15 protein-coding genes are annotated in these 18,406 nt (G+C 60.3%); 3 read left to right on the top strand and 12 right to left on the bottom strand.

Going from position 1 to position 18,406, the window contains the following annotated elements; all coding sequences use genetic code 11:
- Window positions 1-114: 114 nt before the first annotated feature.
- Together AX768_RS02815 and AX768_RS02820 are read right to left on the bottom strand one after the other, a co-directional pair.
- Window positions 115-1,107 carry a 2-hydroxyacid dehydrogenase gene (locus AX768_RS02815; RefSeq protein ID WP_062000725.1) on the bottom strand — a complete coding sequence of 331 codons (993 nt, stop codon included), beginning with the start codon at window positions 1,105-1,107 and terminating at the stop codon, window positions 115-117.
- A 37-nt stretch (window positions 1,108-1,144) separates the two neighbouring features.
- Entirely contained in the window at window positions 1,145-2,128 is a 984-nt protein-coding gene (locus AX768_RS02820) for a LysR family transcriptional regulator (RefSeq protein WP_061998695.1), read from the bottom strand.
- 606 nt (window positions 2,129-2,734) lie between these two features.
- Between AX768_RS02820 and aspT (AX768_RS02825) the strand changes: the two genes are divergently transcribed.
- The 3 genes from aspT (AX768_RS02825) (at window position 2,735) to AX768_RS02835 (ending at window position 7,190) form a co-directional block, all read left to right on the top strand.
- Window positions 2,735-4,417 (top strand): aspartate-alanine antiporter, encoded by a 1,683-nt coding sequence (gene aspT / locus AX768_RS02825; protein WP_061998696.1) that lies wholly within the window; start codon window positions 2,735-2,737, stop codon window positions 4,415-4,417.
- 82 nt (window positions 4,418-4,499) lie between these two features.
- Window positions 4,500-6,221 (top strand): aspartate-alanine antiporter, encoded by a 1,722-nt coding sequence (gene aspT / locus AX768_RS02830; RefSeq protein WP_061998697.1) that lies wholly within the window; start codon window positions 4,500-4,502, stop codon window positions 6,219-6,221.
- 123 nt (window positions 6,222-6,344) lie between these two features.
- Entirely contained in the window at window positions 6,345-7,190 is an 846-nt protein-coding gene (locus AX768_RS02835) for an aldo/keto reductase (RefSeq protein WP_061998698.1), read from the top strand.
- Window positions 7,191-7,195: 5 nt separating this feature from the next.
- On the opposite strand, the gene AX768_RS02840 is transcribed toward AX768_RS02835, so the two are convergent.
- From AX768_RS02840 to AX768_RS02885, 10 genes are all read right to left on the bottom strand, one after another.
- Complete coding sequence (locus AX768_RS02840; RefSeq protein WP_061998699.1) at window positions 7,196-7,618, bottom strand: hypothetical protein; 423 nt, start codon at window positions 7,616-7,618, stop codon at window positions 7,196-7,198.
- Between the two features lie 77 nt (window positions 7,619-7,695).
- A complete protein-coding gene (locus tag AX768_RS02845; RefSeq protein ID WP_061998700.1) occupies window positions 7,696-9,768 on the bottom strand; it encodes an ABC transporter ATP-binding protein in 2,073 nt (690 codons plus the stop codon).
- Window positions 9,765-10,625: an ABC transporter permease gene (locus AX768_RS02850; RefSeq protein ID WP_061998701.1), complete on the bottom strand. Its 861-nt coding sequence runs from the start codon at window positions 10,623-10,625 to the stop codon at window positions 9,765-9,767. Before AX768_RS02850 ends, AX768_RS02845 begins: the two co-directional genes overlap by 4 nt.
- Window positions 10,622-11,641 carry an ABC transporter permease gene (locus AX768_RS02855; RefSeq protein ID WP_061998702.1) on the bottom strand — a complete coding sequence of 340 codons (1,020 nt, stop codon included), beginning with the start codon at window positions 11,639-11,641 and terminating at the stop codon, window positions 10,622-10,624. Before AX768_RS02855 ends, AX768_RS02850 begins: the two co-directional genes overlap by 4 nt.
- 26 nt (window positions 11,642-11,667) lie before the next feature.
- A complete protein-coding gene (locus AX768_RS02860; RefSeq protein ID WP_061998703.1) occupies window positions 11,668-13,353 on the bottom strand; it encodes an ABC transporter substrate-binding protein in 1,686 nt (561 codons plus the stop codon).
- A 182-nt stretch (window positions 13,354-13,535) separates the two neighbouring features.
- The gene (locus tag AX768_RS02865) at window positions 13,536-14,030 is read right to left on the bottom strand and encodes a cupin domain-containing protein (protein ID WP_061998704.1); all 495 of its coding nucleotides are present in this window, start codon (window positions 14,028-14,030) and stop codon (window positions 13,536-13,538) included.
- Between the two features lie 132 nt (window positions 14,031-14,162).
- Window positions 14,163-16,268, bottom strand: a complete 2,106-nt coding sequence (fusA, locus tag AX768_RS02870) for an elongation factor G (RefSeq protein ID WP_061998705.1) — start codon at window positions 16,266-16,268, stop codon at window positions 14,163-14,165.
- A 293-nt stretch (window positions 16,269-16,561) separates the two neighbouring features.
- The gene (locus AX768_RS02875; RefSeq protein WP_062000726.1) at window positions 16,562-17,062 is read right to left on the bottom strand and encodes a DUF192 domain-containing protein; all 501 of its coding nucleotides are present in this window, start codon (window positions 17,060-17,062) and stop codon (window positions 16,562-16,564) included.
- A gap of 211 nt (window positions 17,063-17,273) precedes the next feature.
- Window positions 17,274-17,468, bottom strand: coding sequence for a hypothetical protein (locus AX768_RS02880; RefSeq protein WP_061998706.1), 195 nt, complete (start codon window positions 17,466-17,468; stop codon window positions 17,274-17,276).
- Between the two features lie 350 nt (window positions 17,469-17,818).
- Window positions 17,819-18,388: a pseudouridine synthase gene (locus AX768_RS02885; protein WP_062000727.1), complete on the bottom strand. Its 570-nt coding sequence runs from the start codon at window positions 18,386-18,388 to the stop codon at window positions 17,819-17,821.
- Window positions 18,389-18,406: the final 18 nt, after the last annotated feature.

Genomic DNA, 18,406 nt, shown 5'->3' on the forward strand with positions numbered 1-18,406 from the left:
TTAATTCATATGAAGAATAAGAAAGATTGATAAAATATCGGCGTCAATCAAACGGTTGACATTTCAAGTCATGTTAATTGCGTGATATAAATATCAGTTGTAAGGATTGAAAGATTAGAGGATCGTTTGAATGGGCGAAGAACCATCGAACCACGCCTTTATGTTCTCGAGCGTCGTGTTTGCAATCTCGCTCAGGGCTTCATGCGTAAAGAACGCCTGATGAGAAGTAACGATCACATTTGGAAACGAGAGTAAGCGCGCAAGCACATCATCCTGGAGAAGATGATTCGAATGGTCCTCGAAGAAGAGTCCGCTTTCTTCTTCATAGACATCCAGGCCGAGATGGCCTAGCTGGCCGCTTTTCAGCGCATCGACAAGTGCGCTGCTGTCAATCAGTCCGCCGCGGCCTGTATTGATGAGCATTGCGCCATGTTTCATTTGCCCAAGCGCGGCTGCGTCGATCGAGTGATATGTCGAAGGCAGGAGAGGGCAATGCAGGCTGATAATATCGGATTGAGCCAGCAGCGCTTCAAGCGCCAGATACTGCGCTCCGGCTGCAACCAGGTCCTGTGCGGGCGGTCCTGGATCGTGTGCCAGCAAAGTCATGCCGAAACCCGCCATGATTTTGCCGAACACACGTCCAATGACTCCTGTGCCGATAATCCCGAGCGTTTTGCCGTGCAGGTCGAAACCCAGCAAACCGTTGAGCGAGAAATCACCGTCGCGGGTACGTGCATAAGCGCGATGCAGCTTGCGATTAAGCGTGAGGATCAAACCAACTGCGTGCTCGGCAACCGCGTGCGGTGAATAGGCAGGAACGCGGACCACGCCGATTCCGAGCCGCTTTGCGGCGGCCAGATCGACGTGGTTGAAGCCGGCCGAGCGCAGCGCCACAAGTTGAGTGCCGCCGTCGCGAAGCGTCTCCAGGACAGCTTCGTCGACGACGTCATTCACAAATGGGCATACCACCTTGCAACCATGCGCGAGAACCGCCGTCTGCGCGTTGAGTTGCGATTCCTGAAACTGCAGGGCGTAGCCGAAAGCCGCGTTTGCCTCAGTGAAGACATCGCGATCGTATTGACGGCTGCTGAAGACGATCATTGAGATCGGCATCGAGTTGGCACCCCGTTGTCACGCAAACGTTTTAGTTAGCGATGGCACTCGCTGGATGGGCCATTGAAAGCCGGGCCAGGACACTGTCCGGAGCCTGCGGCACGCCGACTTCTCCGCCAGGACCCATATGCTCGAGCGTGTAGTCGATAAAAGCACGCGTCTTCGCTGGCAGATACTGACGTCCAGGATAAACGATCGACACCTTGACATCGGGGTCGTCGATTGCGTAATCGCCGAGCACGCGCACCAGCGATCCGTCCTCCAGATCCTTGGCTACGACGCCTTCCGGAAGGATCGAGATACCCATGTGCGCAAGCGTTCCGAGCCGCACCATCAGCGCGCTGTTGACCGTATAAACGGGCGCGAGCGTGACCTGGTCGGCACTGCCGTTGCTGCGATGCCGGAAGTGCCAGGTGGCGCTGCGCATCTCGCTCGGCAACGCCACGAACGAATGATGCAGCAGGTCGGCAGGTTGGCTGGGCGAGCCGTGCTCCTCGAGGTAAGCGGGCGTGGCGACCGGGATCAGCGTGTTGGTCGCGACCGGGCGTTCGACAAGCGCCGTGCTCGACACCATGAATGCGGTCACGATACCCACGTCGAAGCCGTCTTCGACCAGATCGACGTGACGCTCCGAAAGCGTAAGACGGACATTCACTTTCGGATAGACCTGCCGGAATCCGTCGATCAGCGGCGTAAGGGCCATTAACGAGAGCGATCCCGAAGCCACCACGCGCAGCGTGCCGCTGGGATCGCCCTCCGTATGGGCGACCATCGATTCCAGATGGTCGAGTTCCTCCAGTAGTGCACGGCACCCCTCGAGATAACGGGTACCGGCCTCTGTCAGTGAGAGGTTGCGAGTCGTTCGATTGATTAGCCGCGTACGCAAATGCGCTTCGAGCATCGCAATCGCCCGAGTGACAAGAGCGTTCGATACATCCAGTTGCTGCGCGGCCCGTCTGAAGCTTTCTGTTTCCGAGACTCGCACGAAAACCCGCATTGCATGAATCTGATTCATAACCCTTACCTCTCAGTGTCCTAAATAACGATGAACTGCTTCGCATATCACCCATGCGAGCAGCGTTTTTTGATTTTCGGTATCGATCAACCGCATTGACACCTGTGCGGAATTGCAATATCTACTTTATTTCTTGTTTGCATTCCGCATTAACGTAAGACTTTCATATTTGCGGAGTCATTGCAATGAAAAATTACACTTAAGTGCTTTTTGGAATGGATCGTCAGATTTATGCATATTTTTGTTTCGCGGGCTGGACAGCGCCGATCAGTTTCTTGCAGTGCATTAAACGAAGAGTGGTTATTTTTGATCGAAACAATTGCTTAAGGCAGACAGTTGCTGGTTTCAGAACACGCGGAATGAGGTAAAACCGGCTCATGTTCCGTACTAAGTTCAGCTTCTCGCACAGTCACAAGAAGAGGCCCGTGTGACAATTAAATTCTTTTGAATCGGGCATGCCCAACTTGACAGGCTGCACGGACGCAGACGGCTCACTTAAAATTGTTTTAACCTGAAGGCGATAAAAATATTTAATCAAATCCTTAATTCGAATGGTAAGCCTTCTTTAATCGTTGCAAATCGATATTCAATCGAGGCGATAATTTCATGATATGGAACTTATTGGCGCGGCAACCCGAAGTTGCTTTATTTGCCAGCTTGGCAATCGGGTTTTTCATCGGTTCTTTCAAGTTGGGCCCCATTCAGTTGGGAGGCGTGTGTGGAACGCTGATCGTTGCATTGATCCTGGGCCAGAGCGGCGCGCGGCTTTCGCCGGAACTGAAAAACATCGCTTTCGCACTGTTCATCTTTGCGCTGGGTTTCACCGGCGGCCCGCAGTTCTTCGCCAACGTAGGGCGGGGCTGGCGTTACGGGCTTCTGTCGATTGTAGAAATTGTCGTGGTGCTTGGACTGGTGCTCGGCGCCGTTGTGCTGTTCAAACTGGATCGAGGGACAGCGGCCGGCCTCCTCGCGGGCGCGGCGACAGAATCCGCCGTGGTCGGCACGGCGTCCGAAGCCATTGGCAAACTCGCTTTGCCGTCTGCAGAGATCGCGCGGTTGCAGGCCAACATCGTCACTGCGTATAGCGTGAGTTACCTGTTCGGGCTTGTCACCATCGTCCTGTTCACAAGCCAGGTTGCGCCGCTGATCCTGCGCGTGAATTTGCGCGATGAAGCCGAGCGCCTCTGGCGTACGCTCGGCGGCGACAGCGCGCTCGGGGAAGGGCAGCGGCTCGTGGCGCCGTCGCTCGTGGCGCGTGAAGTGCGTGTGACGGGCGCAGCGCAGATGCGCGTGGATGCGCTGGAACAGCGCTTCAGCAACGAGATCACGGTAGGGCGTGTCGTGCGCGGCCGCTCCACAGTCAAGGCACAGCCGGGTCTTGTCCTGAAGCGCGACGACCGCATTGTGATCGGCGGACGTCGCGCAGTGCTGCTCGAAGCAATGCCGTCGATAGGCGAGGAAGTGTCGGGTAGCGATGTCGCCGATGTCTACGCCGAGACGCTCGACGTGATGCTCACCCGGCGCGAAGTGCATGGGTTGACCGTGGCGCAAGTGCGCGCCCGCGCAACTCCCGCCGACGGCCACGGCGTCTACATCTCCGCCGTCACGCGTCTCGACAGCACGATCCCGGCGCTCCCCGGAACGGAGTTGCATCGTGGGGACGTGCTGACGTTGATCGGCGCATCCGAAGACGTCCGGCGCGGTGCGGCGAAGCTGGGTTACATCGTGCGCGCGACGCTGAAGACGGACTTCGTGTTCCTCGGCATTGGCGTGATCCTCGGGATTCTTGTCGGCCATCTCAGCGCGCGAATGGGCGATATACAGATCACCCTCGGCACAGGCGGCGGGTGTCTTCTGTCAGGTCTGCTGTTCGGCTGGATTCGTTCGCGCTTCCCGGTGATCGGCTCCCTGCCTTCGGCCGCCGCGCAAGTGCTGAAGGATTTCGGGTTGTGCACGTTTATCGCCGCTGTAGGACTCGGCGCGGGCGCCGATGCAATCCGCCTCATCCGTGAATACGGTATCGCCTTGCCGCTCGCGGGCGTTGCCATCACGCTCGGGCCGGCGCTGGTATCGCTCGCGATCGGGCGATGGCTGCTCAAACTCGAGGTTCCCATGCTGCTTGGCGCAATAGCGGGCCAGCAATGCAGCACTCCTGCAATCAGCGCACTGGTTGGGGTGACGGGCAACGCAACACCTGTTATTGGTTACACCATCACGTATGCGTTGTCGAACGTGCTGCTGCCGCTGATGGGTCCGTTGGTTGTCGGGCTCGCAGGCAAGCTGGGATAGCGTTTTAAAAAGCACAACAAACGCGTAACGAAACGCGCTGAGCAGTCAAGGTCGGACGGGAACACAATCTATCGAGGGCACCATGGAATGGATACACCAGATTTTCACGAAGTCTCCGGAAATAGCGTTGTTCCTGTCGCTCGCGGTGGGGTACTTCATTGGCCAGATAAACTTTGGGAAGTTCCAGCTTGGCGGAGTAGGCGGGTCCTTGCTGGCCGCGGTGGTCATCAGCCAGTTCGGCGTGCAGATCGATAACGGCGTCAAGTCCGTCATGTTCGCCATCTTCATCTACGCAGTCGGTTACGACTCCGGTCCGCAGTTTTTCAACTCCTTGTCGCGCAAGACGCTGCGTGAAATCGCGATGGCGGTTTTCCTCGCGGTTTCAGCTCTTGTCACCGTGCTGATCTGCGCCAAGCTCTTCGGGTTGAACAAGGGCATTGCCGCCGGGCTGGCCGGCGGCGCGCTCACGCAATCCGCGATCATCGGTACAGCGGGCGACGCCATCGCGCGTCTCGGCTTGCCCGTGGCCGAGACCAAGTCCTTGCAATCCGATGTCGCCATTGCCTACGCTGTGACCTACGTGTTCGGGTCGCTCGGCGCGATCATCGTATGCGTGAACATCTTGCCGAAGTTCATGGGACAAGGCCTGAGGGAGGCGGCCGTTGAAGCCGAGAAGAGCCTGCTCGGCAGCACCGTCGCGCATGGTCCGGGGCAGACAGCGGCCTTGCCGGAGCTGGTCGGCCGCGCTTACCGGATTACCGGCGGCAACGCGGCGGGCGCCGCGCTCGGGTCAAATGGCGCTGCAGGACGGACGGTCGCCGAGATCGAGCTGGCTGGCGCGGACATGATCACCATCGAGCGCATCAGGCGCGCAGGCAAGGCGCTGGAACCGCGTCCGGACGTGATGCTGCAAGCCGACGACGTCGTGCTCGTGGTCGGACGCCGCGAGGTGATGGTCGCAACCGCGCCGGACATTGGCGAGGAGGTGGCGGATACGGATGGCATCAGCGTCGTGATGCAGAACCGGCAAGGCGTCTTCACGCGCAAGGGCATGAATCACATGACGATTGCCGCGATGCGCACGACCGTGGATCGCGATCTGCGTCACGGCGTTTTTGTGCAGGAGATCAGGCGTGCCGACCAGCCGTTGCCGATCCTGCCCGAAACCAAGCTCGAACATGGCGACGTGATCACCTTCTACGGGTCGCCGCAGGACACAAAACGCGCCGTCGATGCCGCCGGTTACGAACTCCCGGTCACGAACAAGACCGACTTCATCTACATGGGCGTGGGCATTGTCCTGGGGTTGCTGATCGGCCTGATCGTGGTGACCGTTGGCGGCGTGCCGCTGACGCTCGGTTCGGGCGGCGGTTGCCTGCTCGCCGGCCTCCTGTTCGGCTGGATGCGCGGCAAGCATCCCATGTACGGCGTGATGCCATCGGCGGCGTCGCAATTGATGAAGGATTTCGGGCTCGCCGCGTTCGTGGCTGCGGTCGGTTTGAACTCCGGATTGCAGGCCGTGGTGACGGTGAAGCAAAGCGGCATGACGATCTTCCTGCTCGGCGTGGTCGTCACGGTGTTGCCGCTTGTTCTAACCATGATTTTCGGCCGCTACGTCCTCAAGTACAACAACGCCGCGCTGCTGGCGGGCGCGCTGACCGGGTCGCGCAGCGCGAACCCGGCGTTTGGCGCGCTGCTCGACAAGACGGAAAGTGCGGTTCCTACCGTGCCGTTCGCAATCACGTACGCGCTGGCCAATGTCTTGCTGACACTGCTGGGACCGCTGCTGGTGGGCCTGGTCTGATCATTGAGAAGGACGCGTGTCGCCCGATGAAAAACGCGAGGGGCACGCATCCGTTTAGTGAAATGTTGAACTGCTACGCTCATCCGCAGCCCAATGAGACTTCAAGACTGAGCGAGGCTTCCGATGACTTCACCGCACAAAACCGTACATCTGCCGTCCGGCGAACAGATCTCCGCACTGGGTCAGGGAACGTGGGAGATGGGCGAAAACGCGCGTAAGCGCAGCGAGGAGATCAAGGCGCTGCAGGCGGGCGTGGATCTGGGACTGACGCTTATCGATACCGCCGAGATGTATGGCGATGGCGACAGTGAAAAGCTCATCGCCGAAGCGCTGGGCGCTCGACGCAACGAGCTGTTCATTGTCAGCAAGGTCTATCCGCATAACGGCAGCGAAGCGGGCGTGAAGGCCGCTTGTGAGCGCAGTCTGAAGCGCTTGCAAACCGATCGTATCGATCTGTATTTGCTGCACTGGCGCGGCGGCGAGGATATCGAAGGTGTGATCGCCGGGTTCGAAAGTCTCAAGGCTGCCGGCAAGATCCGTCATTGGGGCGTCAGCAATTTCGACACCGACGACATGATCGAATTGTTCGCGCTTGAAAACGGCAACCAGTGCGCCACCAATCAGATCCTGTACAACGTGGCGCGCCGCGGTCCGGAGTTCGATCTGCTGCCCTGGATGCGCGAACGGAACATGCCTGCGATGGCCTACAGCCCGGTCGATCATTCGCGCTTGCCCAAGCAAAGCGTGCTGAACGATATCGCCGGCGCACGCGGCGTTTCACCGACGCAAATCGCGCTCGCGTGGGTTCTGCAGCAACCGCAAGTCATTGCGATACCAAAGGCGTCCACCGTTGCGCATGTCACGGAAAATGCGGCGGCGCGCGATATCGGCTTGTCGGCGCAAGAGCTGGCGCAAATCGATGCACAGTTCAAACCGCCAAAGTCAAAGCGCTCGCTTGAAATGCTTTAAACCACCTACATGCAGGCGTGATGGGAGTGCACCGAGCCGAGGACGGCAACCTCGGCGGGCGTGCGTTTGAGTGCGGCTTCATCGACTTGCTTGGCGTCGGCAAGGAACTCATCCACTAGCGTGGACACCGGCGTATTGCTCAGGCACAGCGACACGTTCTCCGTCTCGTTGGGATTCAATTGCGAACGCTGCCCGAGGAACAACACGCCGTATTGATACCCGCGAACAATGCCGCGCACCGCGCCAATACATTGGCCTTGCGCGGCGTTATCGCCTTTTTGCGCGCATTCCTGCGCGAGGGTGTACGCGGAAAAGCTGGGGTCGACTGCCGGGGCCTGCGGCGCAGCTTGCTGGGCCTGGGCAAGGGAGATGGCGCCGAACGTCGTGGCTATAGCAAGCGCAAAGGCCGCTGAGATGTTTCGCTTCATGTTGTATCCCTCATGTCGGACATTGAACTCGATATGAGGCGACGCGCGACGATTGGTTCCATCAACGTGATTCCGGCTCACTCGGCCCTCTGCAATTGCCTCAGCTCTTCCAGCGGAATATGACATCGAATCCGATGTCCATTCGAAGCATCCGCATACGGCGGTTCCCGCTGCTCGCAAATTGCGCCGATCTTCCTTGGACAACGCGTATGGAATACGCAGCCCGATGGCGGATTCGCCGCGCTCGGCAATTCGCCCGATAACCGGATGCGCTCCCGCGCCACGCCCGCTCCATCGAGCGCCGGCACCGATGACAACAGCGCCTCCGTATAAGGATGATGTGGGCCATCGAAGACATCGGCGGCGCGGCCGATTTCCATCAGCCGTCCGAGATACAGCACGGCGATACGGTCCGACAGATACCGCACGACGTGCAGATCGTGCGAGATGAAAACGTAGCTCACGCCGCGTTCGCGCTGCAGGTCTGCGAGCAGGTTCAGGATGGCGGCCTGCACGGAGACATCGAGTGCGGAGGTGGGTTCATCGCACACGACCACGCGCGGATCGCCCGCAAACGCACGCGCAATCGCAACGCGCTGCTTCAACCCGCCCGACAACTGCTGGGTGCGCGAACTCAGATAACGTTCGGGCAAACGGACGGCCGCAGTGAGCGACTGCAAACGCGCCTCTTTCGCGGCGCCGCGCAACGCGCCCAGTTTGGATAACGACCGCGCGATCAGCCGCCGCACCGAATGCGCGCGATTCAACGCCGAGTCCGGATTCTGGAACACGATCTGCAGCGACTTCACTTGTTCGTCGTTGCGGCTCGTGACGCGCGGCGGGAGCGTTGCGCCATCGAGTTCAATGGATCCGCCCGCGTCCGGAGACAACAGTCCGAGCAAGAGCTTCGCGAGCGTCGTTTTACCGCTGCCTGATTCCCCTACGAGGCCGAGTGTTTCGCCAAGTGCAAGTTCCATCGACACATCGTGGACCGCGCGTATGGATTCCCCGCCGGCATGAAACGTCTTCGACAAACCCACCGCCCGCAGCGCAATCGCCGTTTCATCACGTTGCGGACGCTCGCCCAAGACCTCGGGCGTGGCGCGCGGCAACTCGGTCGCGCGTTCGTGGTAGTGGCATCGCGACATCTGATCGCCGAACGCCGCCTGAACGCGATAAGGCGGCGGCGCTTCACGATGACACCGGTCATCGGCGAGCTTGCAGCGTTGCGCATAGATGCAACCCTGCGTCACCGTTCCCGGCAGCGGCAGCGAGCCGGGAATGGTATCGAGGCGGCCCGTGTCCTTGCTTCGCCCGGTGGTCGGCAGGCAGCGCAAAAGCCCGACCGTGTACGGATGCCGGGGCTTCGCAAACACATCGCGCGTGGCGCCTTCTTCAACCAGTTTCCCCGCGTACAACACGCCGACGCGGTCGCACATGCGCCCGATCACCGCAAGGTTGTGGCTGATGAACAGCACCGCCGTGCCGAGTTCCTCGCGTAGTTGCGCAATCAGGTCGAGCACTTCGGCTTCGACGGTTGCGTCGAGGCCGGTCGTGGGTTCATCGAGGATCAGCAGTTCCGGGTTGCACGCCAGCGCCATTGCGATCACCACGCGCTGCTGCATGCCGCCCGACAACTGATGCGGGTAGCTCTCCATCACGCGCTCGGGCGACGAGATGCGCACGCGCCGCAAGATATCGATGGTGCGCTCCAGCGCCTCGCTCACCGACGAACCCGCCAGCTCGAACGCCTCCGACACCTGCCGCGCAATCGTCAGCGACGGATTCAGCGCGCGCCCCGGGTCCTGGTACACCATGGAAACCGCATTCGCGCGCATGTGCCGCAAAGCGTCGGCGTTCATCGACGAAATGTCGTGCCCTGCGATAGAAATCTTGCCCGCTTTCACGCGGCCGTTGCGCGGCAGGTAACGCAGCACGGCGAGCGCGGCGGTGGACTTCCCGCAGCCCGATTCGCCGACGAGCCCATACGCTTCGCCACGTTTCACTCGCAGCGAGATGTCCTGCAGGATCTCGCGATCACGTCCGCGCGTACGATACGCGACCGTCAGGCCGACGATGGTCAGCGCATCGGTTTCGGCGCTCTTCGATCCATCGAAGATGGGGAAAGCGGATGGAGGCGGGCCGTTCATCGGTCGAGCACTCCCTGTATGCCGTCTGCAACCAGATTGACGCCCACGACCAGCGAGGCAATTGCGGCGGCATCGAATACGACCGTCCACCACGCGCCGCCAGCCATCAGCGTGTAGCACTCGGAGAGCGCAAGACCCCAGTCCGCCGATGGCGGTTGAATACCGAAGCCGAGAAACGACAGCGTCGCGACCGAGAAGATTGCGTAGCCGAGCCGCACAGTCGTCTCCACGATGATCGGCTGCAGCACGTTCGGCAGGATTTCCGCGAACATGATGTAGAACGCATTTTCGCCGCGAAGCTGGGCCGCGAGCACGTAGTCGAGATTGCGCTCGGCGAACACGGCGGCGCGCACGGTGCGCGCGGTGATCGGCGTGAACGTGATGCCGATCACGAGGATCACGGTCAGGTTGCTCGCGCCCACGGCAGCGAGCGCGAGCAGCGCGACGATCACGAGCGGCAGCGCGAGGACCGCGTCGATCAGACGGCCTGCGACGTTGTCCACCCAGCCATCGAAATAACCGACGATCAAGCCGACGGCCGTTCCCGCGACCGTGCCGAGCAGCGTCGCCAAGGGCGCAATGGTGAGAATGTCCCGCGCGCCGACGATCACGCGAGCGAAGACATCGCGGCCGAGCTGATCGGTGCCGAACCAGTGCGTGCCGTCGGGCGGCGTGAGGGAATTCAGCGGATCGGACGCGTAGGGATCTTGCGGCACGACCCAATGCCCGCCGATTGCGCACGCGACCCAGAACAGCAGGATCAGCGCGCCGACCAGGAATGTGGGCGAACGCAAGAGTGCTTTGGTGCGCTCGTACTTGGGTGCTTTATATGACGGTGCGGCGGTGGCAGTGCTCATTGCGCATTCCTCACCCGCAAGCGCGGATTCAGCACCACGTACAACCCGTCGGCGATCAGATTGGCCGTCGTATAGATCACGCCGATGGTCAGCACACCCGCTTCGAGCATCGGAAAGTCCTTGCCCTTCGCGGCGTTGTAGATCAGCGAGCCGATGCCCTGGTAATGGAACAGCGTCTCCACGACGACCAGGCCGCCGATCATGTAGCCGAGTTGCGTCGCGGCGACCGTGACGGTCGGCAGCAGCGCATTGCGCAACACGTGCCGCATGATCACCACGCGGCGCGGCAAGCCCTTGAGGATCGCGGTGCGGGTGTAGTCGGCATCGAGTGCTTCCACGGTTCCCGCACGCGCCATCCGGGCGATATACCCGAAGAACACGAGCACGAGCGGCAACACGGGCAGGATCAGATGCTGCAACTGAACCAGCACGTTCGACCCGGGCGGATACGTCGCTTCGATTGGCAGCCATTGCAGCCAGATGCCGAACACCAGAATCAGCACAATCGACGATACGAACTCGGGCACGACCGTCGCCGACAACCCCGTGATGCTGATCGTCCGGTCGATCCAGCGGCCCTCGTGCAGCGCGGCGTACACGCCGCCGGCAATCCCCAAAGGCACCACGACGATAAACGCCAGCGCCCCGAGTTTCGCCGAGTTGAGCAGCGCAGCGCCGATGAACGGCGCAACCGGCGCGCGATACGAATACGACTCGCCCATGTCGCCGCGAAGGAAATGGCCTATCCACGCGGCGTACTGCGTGAGCAACGGCCGGTCGACACCGAGTTGATGGTTGAGCGCGGCGACGGCGCGTGCGTCGGCGAGAGGGCCGAGGATCGCACGGCCGACATCGCCGGGAAGCAACTGGCCGCCCGCGAATACGATCACGGAAAGCAGCCACAGCGTGATTGCCGCCAGAAACAGCCGCACGCCGATAAACCGCGCAATGCGTAGTGCGCTGCCGTATTCACCGCGTGGCTTTGCAGCAGGTGCCGAAGTAGAGGCGGTGTTCATGACTCAGGGCGTCCTCGGATCAACGGCTAGGCGCCGATGGTCGCGCGTTCGAAATACAACTGCGAAATGGCGTTGAAGCGCACGCCTTTCACGTTCGCCCGCGTGACGATCAACTGGTCGTAGAAGTACGGAATGACGACCGGGGTTTCGTCGAGCAGGAGCGTCTGAATCTGCCCCGACAGCTTTTTCTGCGATGCGACGTCGAGCGCCGCCACGAAGTCCGCGACCAGCTTGTCGTATTGCGGGTTCTTGAAGTGCGCCGCGTTCCACGTGCCTTCGCTGGTAAGCGGCGCATTCAGGAACACATTGGGCACCCCGCGATGTCCGTAATCCGTGATGCCGAGCGGCGAATCGAGCCAGTCCGATTTGCCATACGTTCCCGCGCCGTAATACAACTCCTGGCTCTCGACCTTCAATGTGATCTTGATGCCGATCGCCTTCGCCGCGTTCTGGATCACCACCGCGAGGTCGGGAATCTCCATGTACTTTTCGGTGGTGAGGGTGACATCGAAACCATTCGGCACGCCGGCGGCCGCGAGCAACTGCTTGGCTTTCGCCAAGTCCATCTTGCGTTGCGGCACGCTCAGATCGCTCGATGGAAACACCGGCGAGAACGGACTGTCGTTCCCAAGCGCGGCGTGCCCCTTGAACAGACCCTTCACGATCACTTCGCGATTCACCGCGAGGGCCAGTGCCTGACGCACGCGTTTGTCCTTGAAAGGACCGGTGTCGGTGCGCATGTGCATCTGTCGATGCGCGCTCGACTTCACGCCCAGCACCTTGAATTCGGGGTTCGTCATCATGCTCAGGCCGCCCTGGACGGTGAAGTCGCCCATCACGTCGGCCTGGCGTCCCTGCAGCGCGAGGAGTTCCGACTGTTCATCGGCGTAGAAGGAGAACTTGATGCGCTCCGGCAACGCCTTTTCGCCCCAATAATCGGGATTCCGCACGAACGATGCGCCCACCTTCGGCGTGTAGGACTCGAATTTGAACGGGCCCGTGCCGGGAAACGACTTCTCGTAGGTGCCGCTGAAATTCGCCGGCAGGATCACGGCGTTGTAGGTATCGGACGAAACGTAATACGGGAAATTGCCGTTCGGCGCATCGAGATGAAACTCGACCGTCATGTCGTCAGTGGCCTTTACCGACCCCTTCGACAACACGCCCTTCAGCACCGACAAAGCCGCCGAACCGCTGCCCGGATCGGCCAGACGGTTGAAGGTCGCGGCGACGTCCTTGGCGGTCATCGGCTGGCCGTCGTGGAATTTGACGTTCGGGCGCAGCTTGAACGTCCACACATCGCCCTTCGCGTTGGGTTTCCACGAAAGCGCGAGAGAAGGGCGCAGGACGAGCGCCTGGCCGTCGTCGTCGATCAGGAATTCGCCCGTCTGGTTGATCAGTGCGAGGCCGGCCGGATCGGTCACGGTCAGCGGATCGACCTGGCCCGACGGTGTCAGATGCGCCACGCGGATCGTCGCGCCGGGTTTCCCGGCAGGCGCCTGGGCGCGTGCCGAAGGCATGCCGAGCAAGCCTCCCGCTGCCAACGCCGCCGTCGACAAACCCAGCAGGCTTGCGTGCCTGAGCAACTCGCGCCGCGAGAGCCGGCCGGCCTTGAATTCATCGATGGCATGGTTGCCCAGTTCTCCCGTTGAGTTGCGCGCTGCGTCGAGCGTGGAATCGGAGAAAAAGGGCGTGGTGACGGTTTTCTTCATCGGGCTGTCCGGTTCTGGGTTCGGTTGTTGTTCTTGACTCGACGACACTGCGCACGCCGGCGCGGCTCAAGCGGCTTTCCGGCGCACATCCAGTTTAGCGGAGCAAATTACGTTCCGTTTCCGGCCCGCGTTTCGCTCGGCATTATTTTCGCCCTGGAAGAGGGGTATCCAAGCGCTATCTATCAATGCTGATGCGGATGTTTGTGAATCGGATCGACCCAAAACACTTCCTCGGGCTGCTCCACGGCATCGATGTTCAGATTCACCACGACCGCCTCGTTGTCGCTGCGCACGAGGACGCATTCGAGTGGTTCGTCGGTCAGCGCGTTGATCTCCTGATGCGGCACGTAAGGCGGCACGAAGATGAAATCGCCCGGGCCGGCCTCGGCTGTGAATTCCAGGTGATTGCCCCATTTCATGCGCGCCTGTCCGCGCACCACGTAGATCACGCTTTCGAGGGCTCCGTGATGATGTGCCCCGGTCTTGGCATTCGGATGGATCGTGACCGTGCCGGCCCAGATCTTCTGCGCGCCGACGCGCGCTGCATTGATCGCGGCCGCGCGGTTCATGCCGGGCGTCTGGGCCGTGTTGGTATCGAGCTGATCGCCCTTGATGACCTTGACGCCGTTCTCGCGCCAGTCGGTGTGATCGTGGTCATGTTGCTGTTCGTCGCTCATTCTGTCTCCCGCTGGCCGATGGAAACGCATGAAAAAGTCCGCTGCCACCGGCAAAACACAGCCGACTTCAGCGGACTTCAGCAAACTTCGCTTTGAATCTAGCTCTGCATCAAGCTCCAAACTCGACGATGTTTACTTCGACTTCGAATTAACGATGGCTTCCGCGACGTTGTTCGGCGTCTCGGAGTAATGCTTGAACTCCATCGTGTAAGTCGCGCGGCCTTGAGTCAGCGAGCGCAGCGTCGTTGAATAGCCGAACATTTCCGCGAGCGGCACTTCGGCGCGAACCAGCTTGCCGCCGCCGCCGGCAATGTCCTCCATCCCCTGAACGATGCCGCGCCGTGACGACAAATCGCCCATCACGTTGCCCATGAAGTCCTCGGGCGTTTCCACTTCCACGGCCATCATCGGTTCGAGCAGCACCGGCTTGGCTTTGCGCATGCCGTCCTTGAACGCCATCGATCCAGCCATGCGGAACGCGTTTTCGTTCGAGTCGACGTCGTGGTACGAGCCGAAAGTCAGCGTCACCTTGACGTCGACGACCGGATAACCCGCCAGCACACCAGCCTTCAGCGTTTCCTGGACGCCCTTGTCCACAGCCGGAATGTATTCGCGCGGAACCACGCCGCCCTTGATGGCATCGACAAATTCATAGCCCGTACCCGGTTTTTGCGGTTCCAGCTTTAGCACCACGTGACCGTACTGACCACGTCCGCCCGACTGCTTGACGAACTTGCCTTCTATATCTTCAACCGGAATGCGAATGGTCTCGCGATACGCCACCTGCGGCTTGCCGACGGTCGCTTCAACGCCAAACTCCCGACGCATCCGGTCGACGAGAATTTCCAGGTGCAATTCGCCCATGCCCGAAATGATCGTCTGGCCGGATTCCTCGTCGGTCTGAACGCGGAACGACGGATCTTCCTGCGCGAGCCGGTTCAACGCGATACCCATCTTTTCCTGGTCGGGCTTCGTCTTCGGCTCGACGGCCTGGGAGATCACCGGTTCCGGGAAGATCATGCGTTCCAGAATGATCGGATGAGCGGGGTCGCACAGCGTGTCGCCGGTCGTCGCTTCCTTCAAACCCACGGCCGCGGCGATATCGCCTGCGCGCACTTCCTTGATTTCCTGACGCTCGTTCGCATGCATCTGGAGAATCCGGCCGAGCCGCTCCTTTTTCTCCTTGATGGCGTTGTAGACGGTATCGCCGGAATTCACGACGCCCGAATACACGCGGAAAAAGATCAACTGGCCCACGAACGGGTCCGTCATGATCTTGAACGCGAGCGCGGAGAACGGGTCTTCGTCGGTCGGATGACGTTCCGCTTCCTTGTCGTACTCGTCCACGCCCATGATGGCGGGCACGTCCGCCGGCGACGGCAGATAGTCGATCACCGCGTCGAGCATCGCCTGCACGCCCTTGTTCTTGAACGCACTGCCGCAAAACATCGGCACGATCTCGCTGCGCAGCGTCCGTGACCGGATGGCCGCCTTGATCTCGTCTTCGCTGATTTCCTCACCGCCAATGTACTTGTCCATCAGCGCTTCGTTGGCGTCCGCAGCCGCTTCGATCATCTTCTCGCGCCATTCCTCGGCGGTTGCGAGCAGGTTCTCAGGGATTTCCTGATACTCGAACAGCACGCCCTGACTGGCTTCGTCCCAAATGATCGCCTTCATCTTGACCAGGTCGATCACGCCCTGGAAATGATCTTCGGCGCCCACGGGGATTTGCATCGGCACGGCGACGCCTTTCAGGCGCTCGCCAATCTGACGTTGCACGCGGAAGAAATCGGCGCCCACGCGGTCCATCTTGTTCACGAACGCAATGCGCGGAACCTTGTATTTATTGGCCTGGCGCCATACGGTTTCGGATTGCGGCTGCACGCCACCGACAGAGTCGTAGACCATGCAGGCGCCGTCGAGCACGCGCATAGACCGTTCCACTTCGATGGTGAAGTCGACGTGTCCGGGTGTATCGATGATGTTGATACGATGTTCAGGGTAATTCCCGGCCATGCCTTTCCAGAAGGCCGTGGTGGCGGCAGAGGTGATGGTGATGCCGCGCTCCTGTTCCTGCTCCATCCAGTCCATCGTCGCCGCGCCGTTGTGAACCTCACCAATTTTGTGATTCACGCCAGTGTAGAAAAGAATGCGCTCGGTGGTCGTGGTCTTGCCGGCATCGATATGAGCGCTGATACCAATATTCCGATAGCGGTCGATGGGAGTCTTGCGGGGCACTTGAACCTCCTGTTGATTGGATGGAGCCTTTTGTTGCCGAACCGGCCGAATGCTGAAAATGGCGGTTGGGCGGCTCCGGAGCGAAGCGCTATGCGTGTTTTCGCTGGTTTATCAGGATAGCGCGTCGAGGCTCTCTTTGCAGGAATCTTGCCAGCCCGCCAAAAACGGCGAATCCGTTCGCTAGAGGCGCCTCGCGCGTCCCACAACGCAAAAAGCCGGCGCGCGCCCGAAAGCGGCGGCCGGCTCCAAAGTCATTTGCGGGCGCGGCCGGGGATTCCGGGCGCCGGAGTGCGTTACTGCACGGGCGGCAATCCCTCGATCTTCATTCCAGGCTTGATTCCCTTTGCGGTGAACCAGCCCTTGCTCATCTCGAGCGCGTACACGCCGTTGTTGCGTGGGCAATGGTTGTTCTCCGTCTCGGCCTGCATTTCATCGATATCCGTCACCGTGCCGTCCTCGCGAATAAAAGCAATCGACAGCGGGATCAACGTGTTTTTCATCCAGAAGCAATGCACGGCACGTTCGTTGAACACGAACAGCATGCCTTCGTTGGGCGCGAGCTTCGTGCGATACATCAGGCCTTGCTCGCGATCGGCGTCGGATGAAGCAATGGCGGCGTCGATCACATACATGCCGGCGGTGAGCTTGGTGTGCGGAAAGTCTCCGGGTTGCTTGGCGCCCGGCGGCATTTGCTGCGCGTGTGCGCCAAGCGAAATGAGCGGCATGGCAACCATGACTAGCGCACGGCGAACCAGACGGCCAAGGTTGAACGACGGGATTGAGCGGGGGGACATTGATGAAGGCCACGAAAGACGCACGGCGAAACTCCTCACGGGATAAAGCCGGTTGACTGAATGATCCGGCATGACTGGCGCATGTTACTTGAGCACGTGCAAAAAGAAAAAGGCAGAACCTCTGAAGGTGTCTGCCTTTAATGTCGCGTGAGCGACAGCACTACTTGGTACTAGCGTCGCGTTGCCGCGATCTATGACCAATTGATGCGACTTACTCCGACGCGGCCGAAGCTGCAGCAGCCGAAGCTGCCTTCTTGTGCGTAGCCTTCTTGTGGGTCGACTTCTTGTGTGCCGACTTGTGAGCGGTCGAAGCAGCTGCAGGAGCCGATGCTTCCGGTGCCGAAGCTTGTGCGAATGCAGCCGTTGCGAACAGGCCAGCGACGAGAGCAGCGATCAGTTTGTTCATGTTGTGAATCCTCAGCTTTAGTTTGATTTAACCTTATGACCCGGTCGATGGAGTCATGTCGGTAAACGAGCCATCCACCTTTTGGTTGACAGGGGTCTCGAACAAAAATGTCGATCCCGCTGCGAGCACTTGAACCTTACGTAAAGCCTTCATAAAAGGGTTGTTCGTTGCAGTTCTTCGCTAATGCCGGATGGCGTTTTAAGGCATCTGCTGCGAATAACGCCGCATGCGGTAAGTCGGTTGACGTGAGTTTTTATGGGATAACGCAAGGCAGTCAGCAGAAGATCGTTTGGAAACCGAAATGAATTCGTAATGTGGTGCGCGCGATGCAACACTCAAACGGGCATCAGTTAAACGATGCCGTTCCAGGGCGCACGAGCGGGCAGGTTCATTGACTCGCCGGGTGCGAGGCCGAGGCCGAAGACATCGAGCGCGCCTATGCCGGTGCGCACCAGCCGCAAAGTCGGATACCCGACGGCCGCCGTCATGCGGCGTACTTGCCGGTTACGCCCTTCAGTAATCGATAACTCGATCCACGTCGTAGGGATGGCGGCGCGGTATCGAATGGGCGGGGTGCGCGGCCAAAGCGCTTCCACCGACTCGACCAACTTCACCTTGCATGGGCGCGTGACGAAATCTCCCAGATCGACGCCTGCGGCCAGCCGTTCGAGCGCGGCGGCATCGGGCGCGCCTTCGACTTGCGCCCAATATCGTTTCACGAGTTTGTGACGCGGTTCTGAAATGCGCGCCTGAAGCGCGCCGTCGTCGGTGAGCAGGAGCAGGCCTTCGCTGTCGGTATCGAGCCGGCCCGCAGGGTACACGCCGGGCGTATCGATCCATTCAGCAAGCGACGGATGTTTCTCGTGCACTGAAAACTGGCAGATCGTGCCGAACGGTTTATTGAGCGCAATCAGCGGCATGGCGTCTGGTGCAGTGTC

This window comes from Burkholderia sp. PAMC 28687, from assembly GCF_001577465.1.
Classification (GTDB): Bacteria; Pseudomonadota; Gammaproteobacteria; order Burkholderiales; family Burkholderiaceae; genus Caballeronia.

Bases quoted from the DNA above. Each gene is read 5' to 3' on its own strand.
- AX768_RS02850 (WP_061998701.1), bottom strand. From the start codon at position 10,625: ATGAGCACTGCCACCGCCGCACCGTCATATAAAGCACCCAAGTACGAG.
- AX768_RS02820 (WP_061998695.1), bottom strand. From the start codon at position 2,128: ATGAATCAGATTCATGCAATGCGGGTTTTCGTGCGAGTCTCGGAAACA.
- AX768_RS02840 (WP_061998699.1), bottom strand. From the start codon at position 7,618: ATGAAGCGAAACATCTCAGCGGCCTTTGCGCTTGCTATAGCCACGACG.
- AX768_RS02835 (WP_061998698.1), top strand. From the start codon at position 6,345: ATGACTTCACCGCACAAAACCGTACATCTGCCGTCCGGCGAACAGATC.
- AX768_RS02865 (WP_061998704.1), bottom strand. From the start codon at position 14,030: ATGAGCGACGAACAGCAACATGACCACGATCACACCGACTGGCGCGAG.
- AX768_RS02880 (WP_061998706.1), bottom strand. From the start codon at position 17,468: ATGAACAAACTGATCGCTGCTCTCGTCGCTGGCCTGTTCGCAACGGCT.
- AX768_RS02845 (WP_061998700.1), bottom strand. From the start codon at position 9,768: ATGAACGGCCCGCCTCCATCCGCTTTCCCCATCTTCGATGGATCGAAG.
- aspT (WP_061998697.1), top strand. From the start codon at position 4,500: ATGGAATGGATACACCAGATTTTCACGAAGTCTCCGGAAATAGCGTTG.
- AX768_RS02860 (WP_061998703.1), bottom strand. From the start codon at position 13,353: ATGAAGAAAACCGTCACCACGCCCTTTTTCTCCGATTCCACGCTCGAC.
- AX768_RS02885 (WP_062000727.1), bottom strand. From the start codon at position 18,388: ATGCCGCTGATTGCGCTCAATAAACCGTTCGGCACGATCTGCCAGTTT.
- AX768_RS02855 (WP_061998702.1), bottom strand. From the start codon at position 11,641: ATGAACACCGCCTCTACTTCGGCACCTGCTGCAAAGCCACGCGGTGAA.
- AX768_RS02875 (WP_062000726.1), bottom strand. From the start codon at position 17,062: ATGTCCCCCCGCTCAATCCCGTCGTTCAACCTTGGCCGTCTGGTTCGC.
- aspT (WP_061998696.1), top strand. From the start codon at position 2,735: ATGATATGGAACTTATTGGCGCGGCAACCCGAAGTTGCTTTATTTGCC.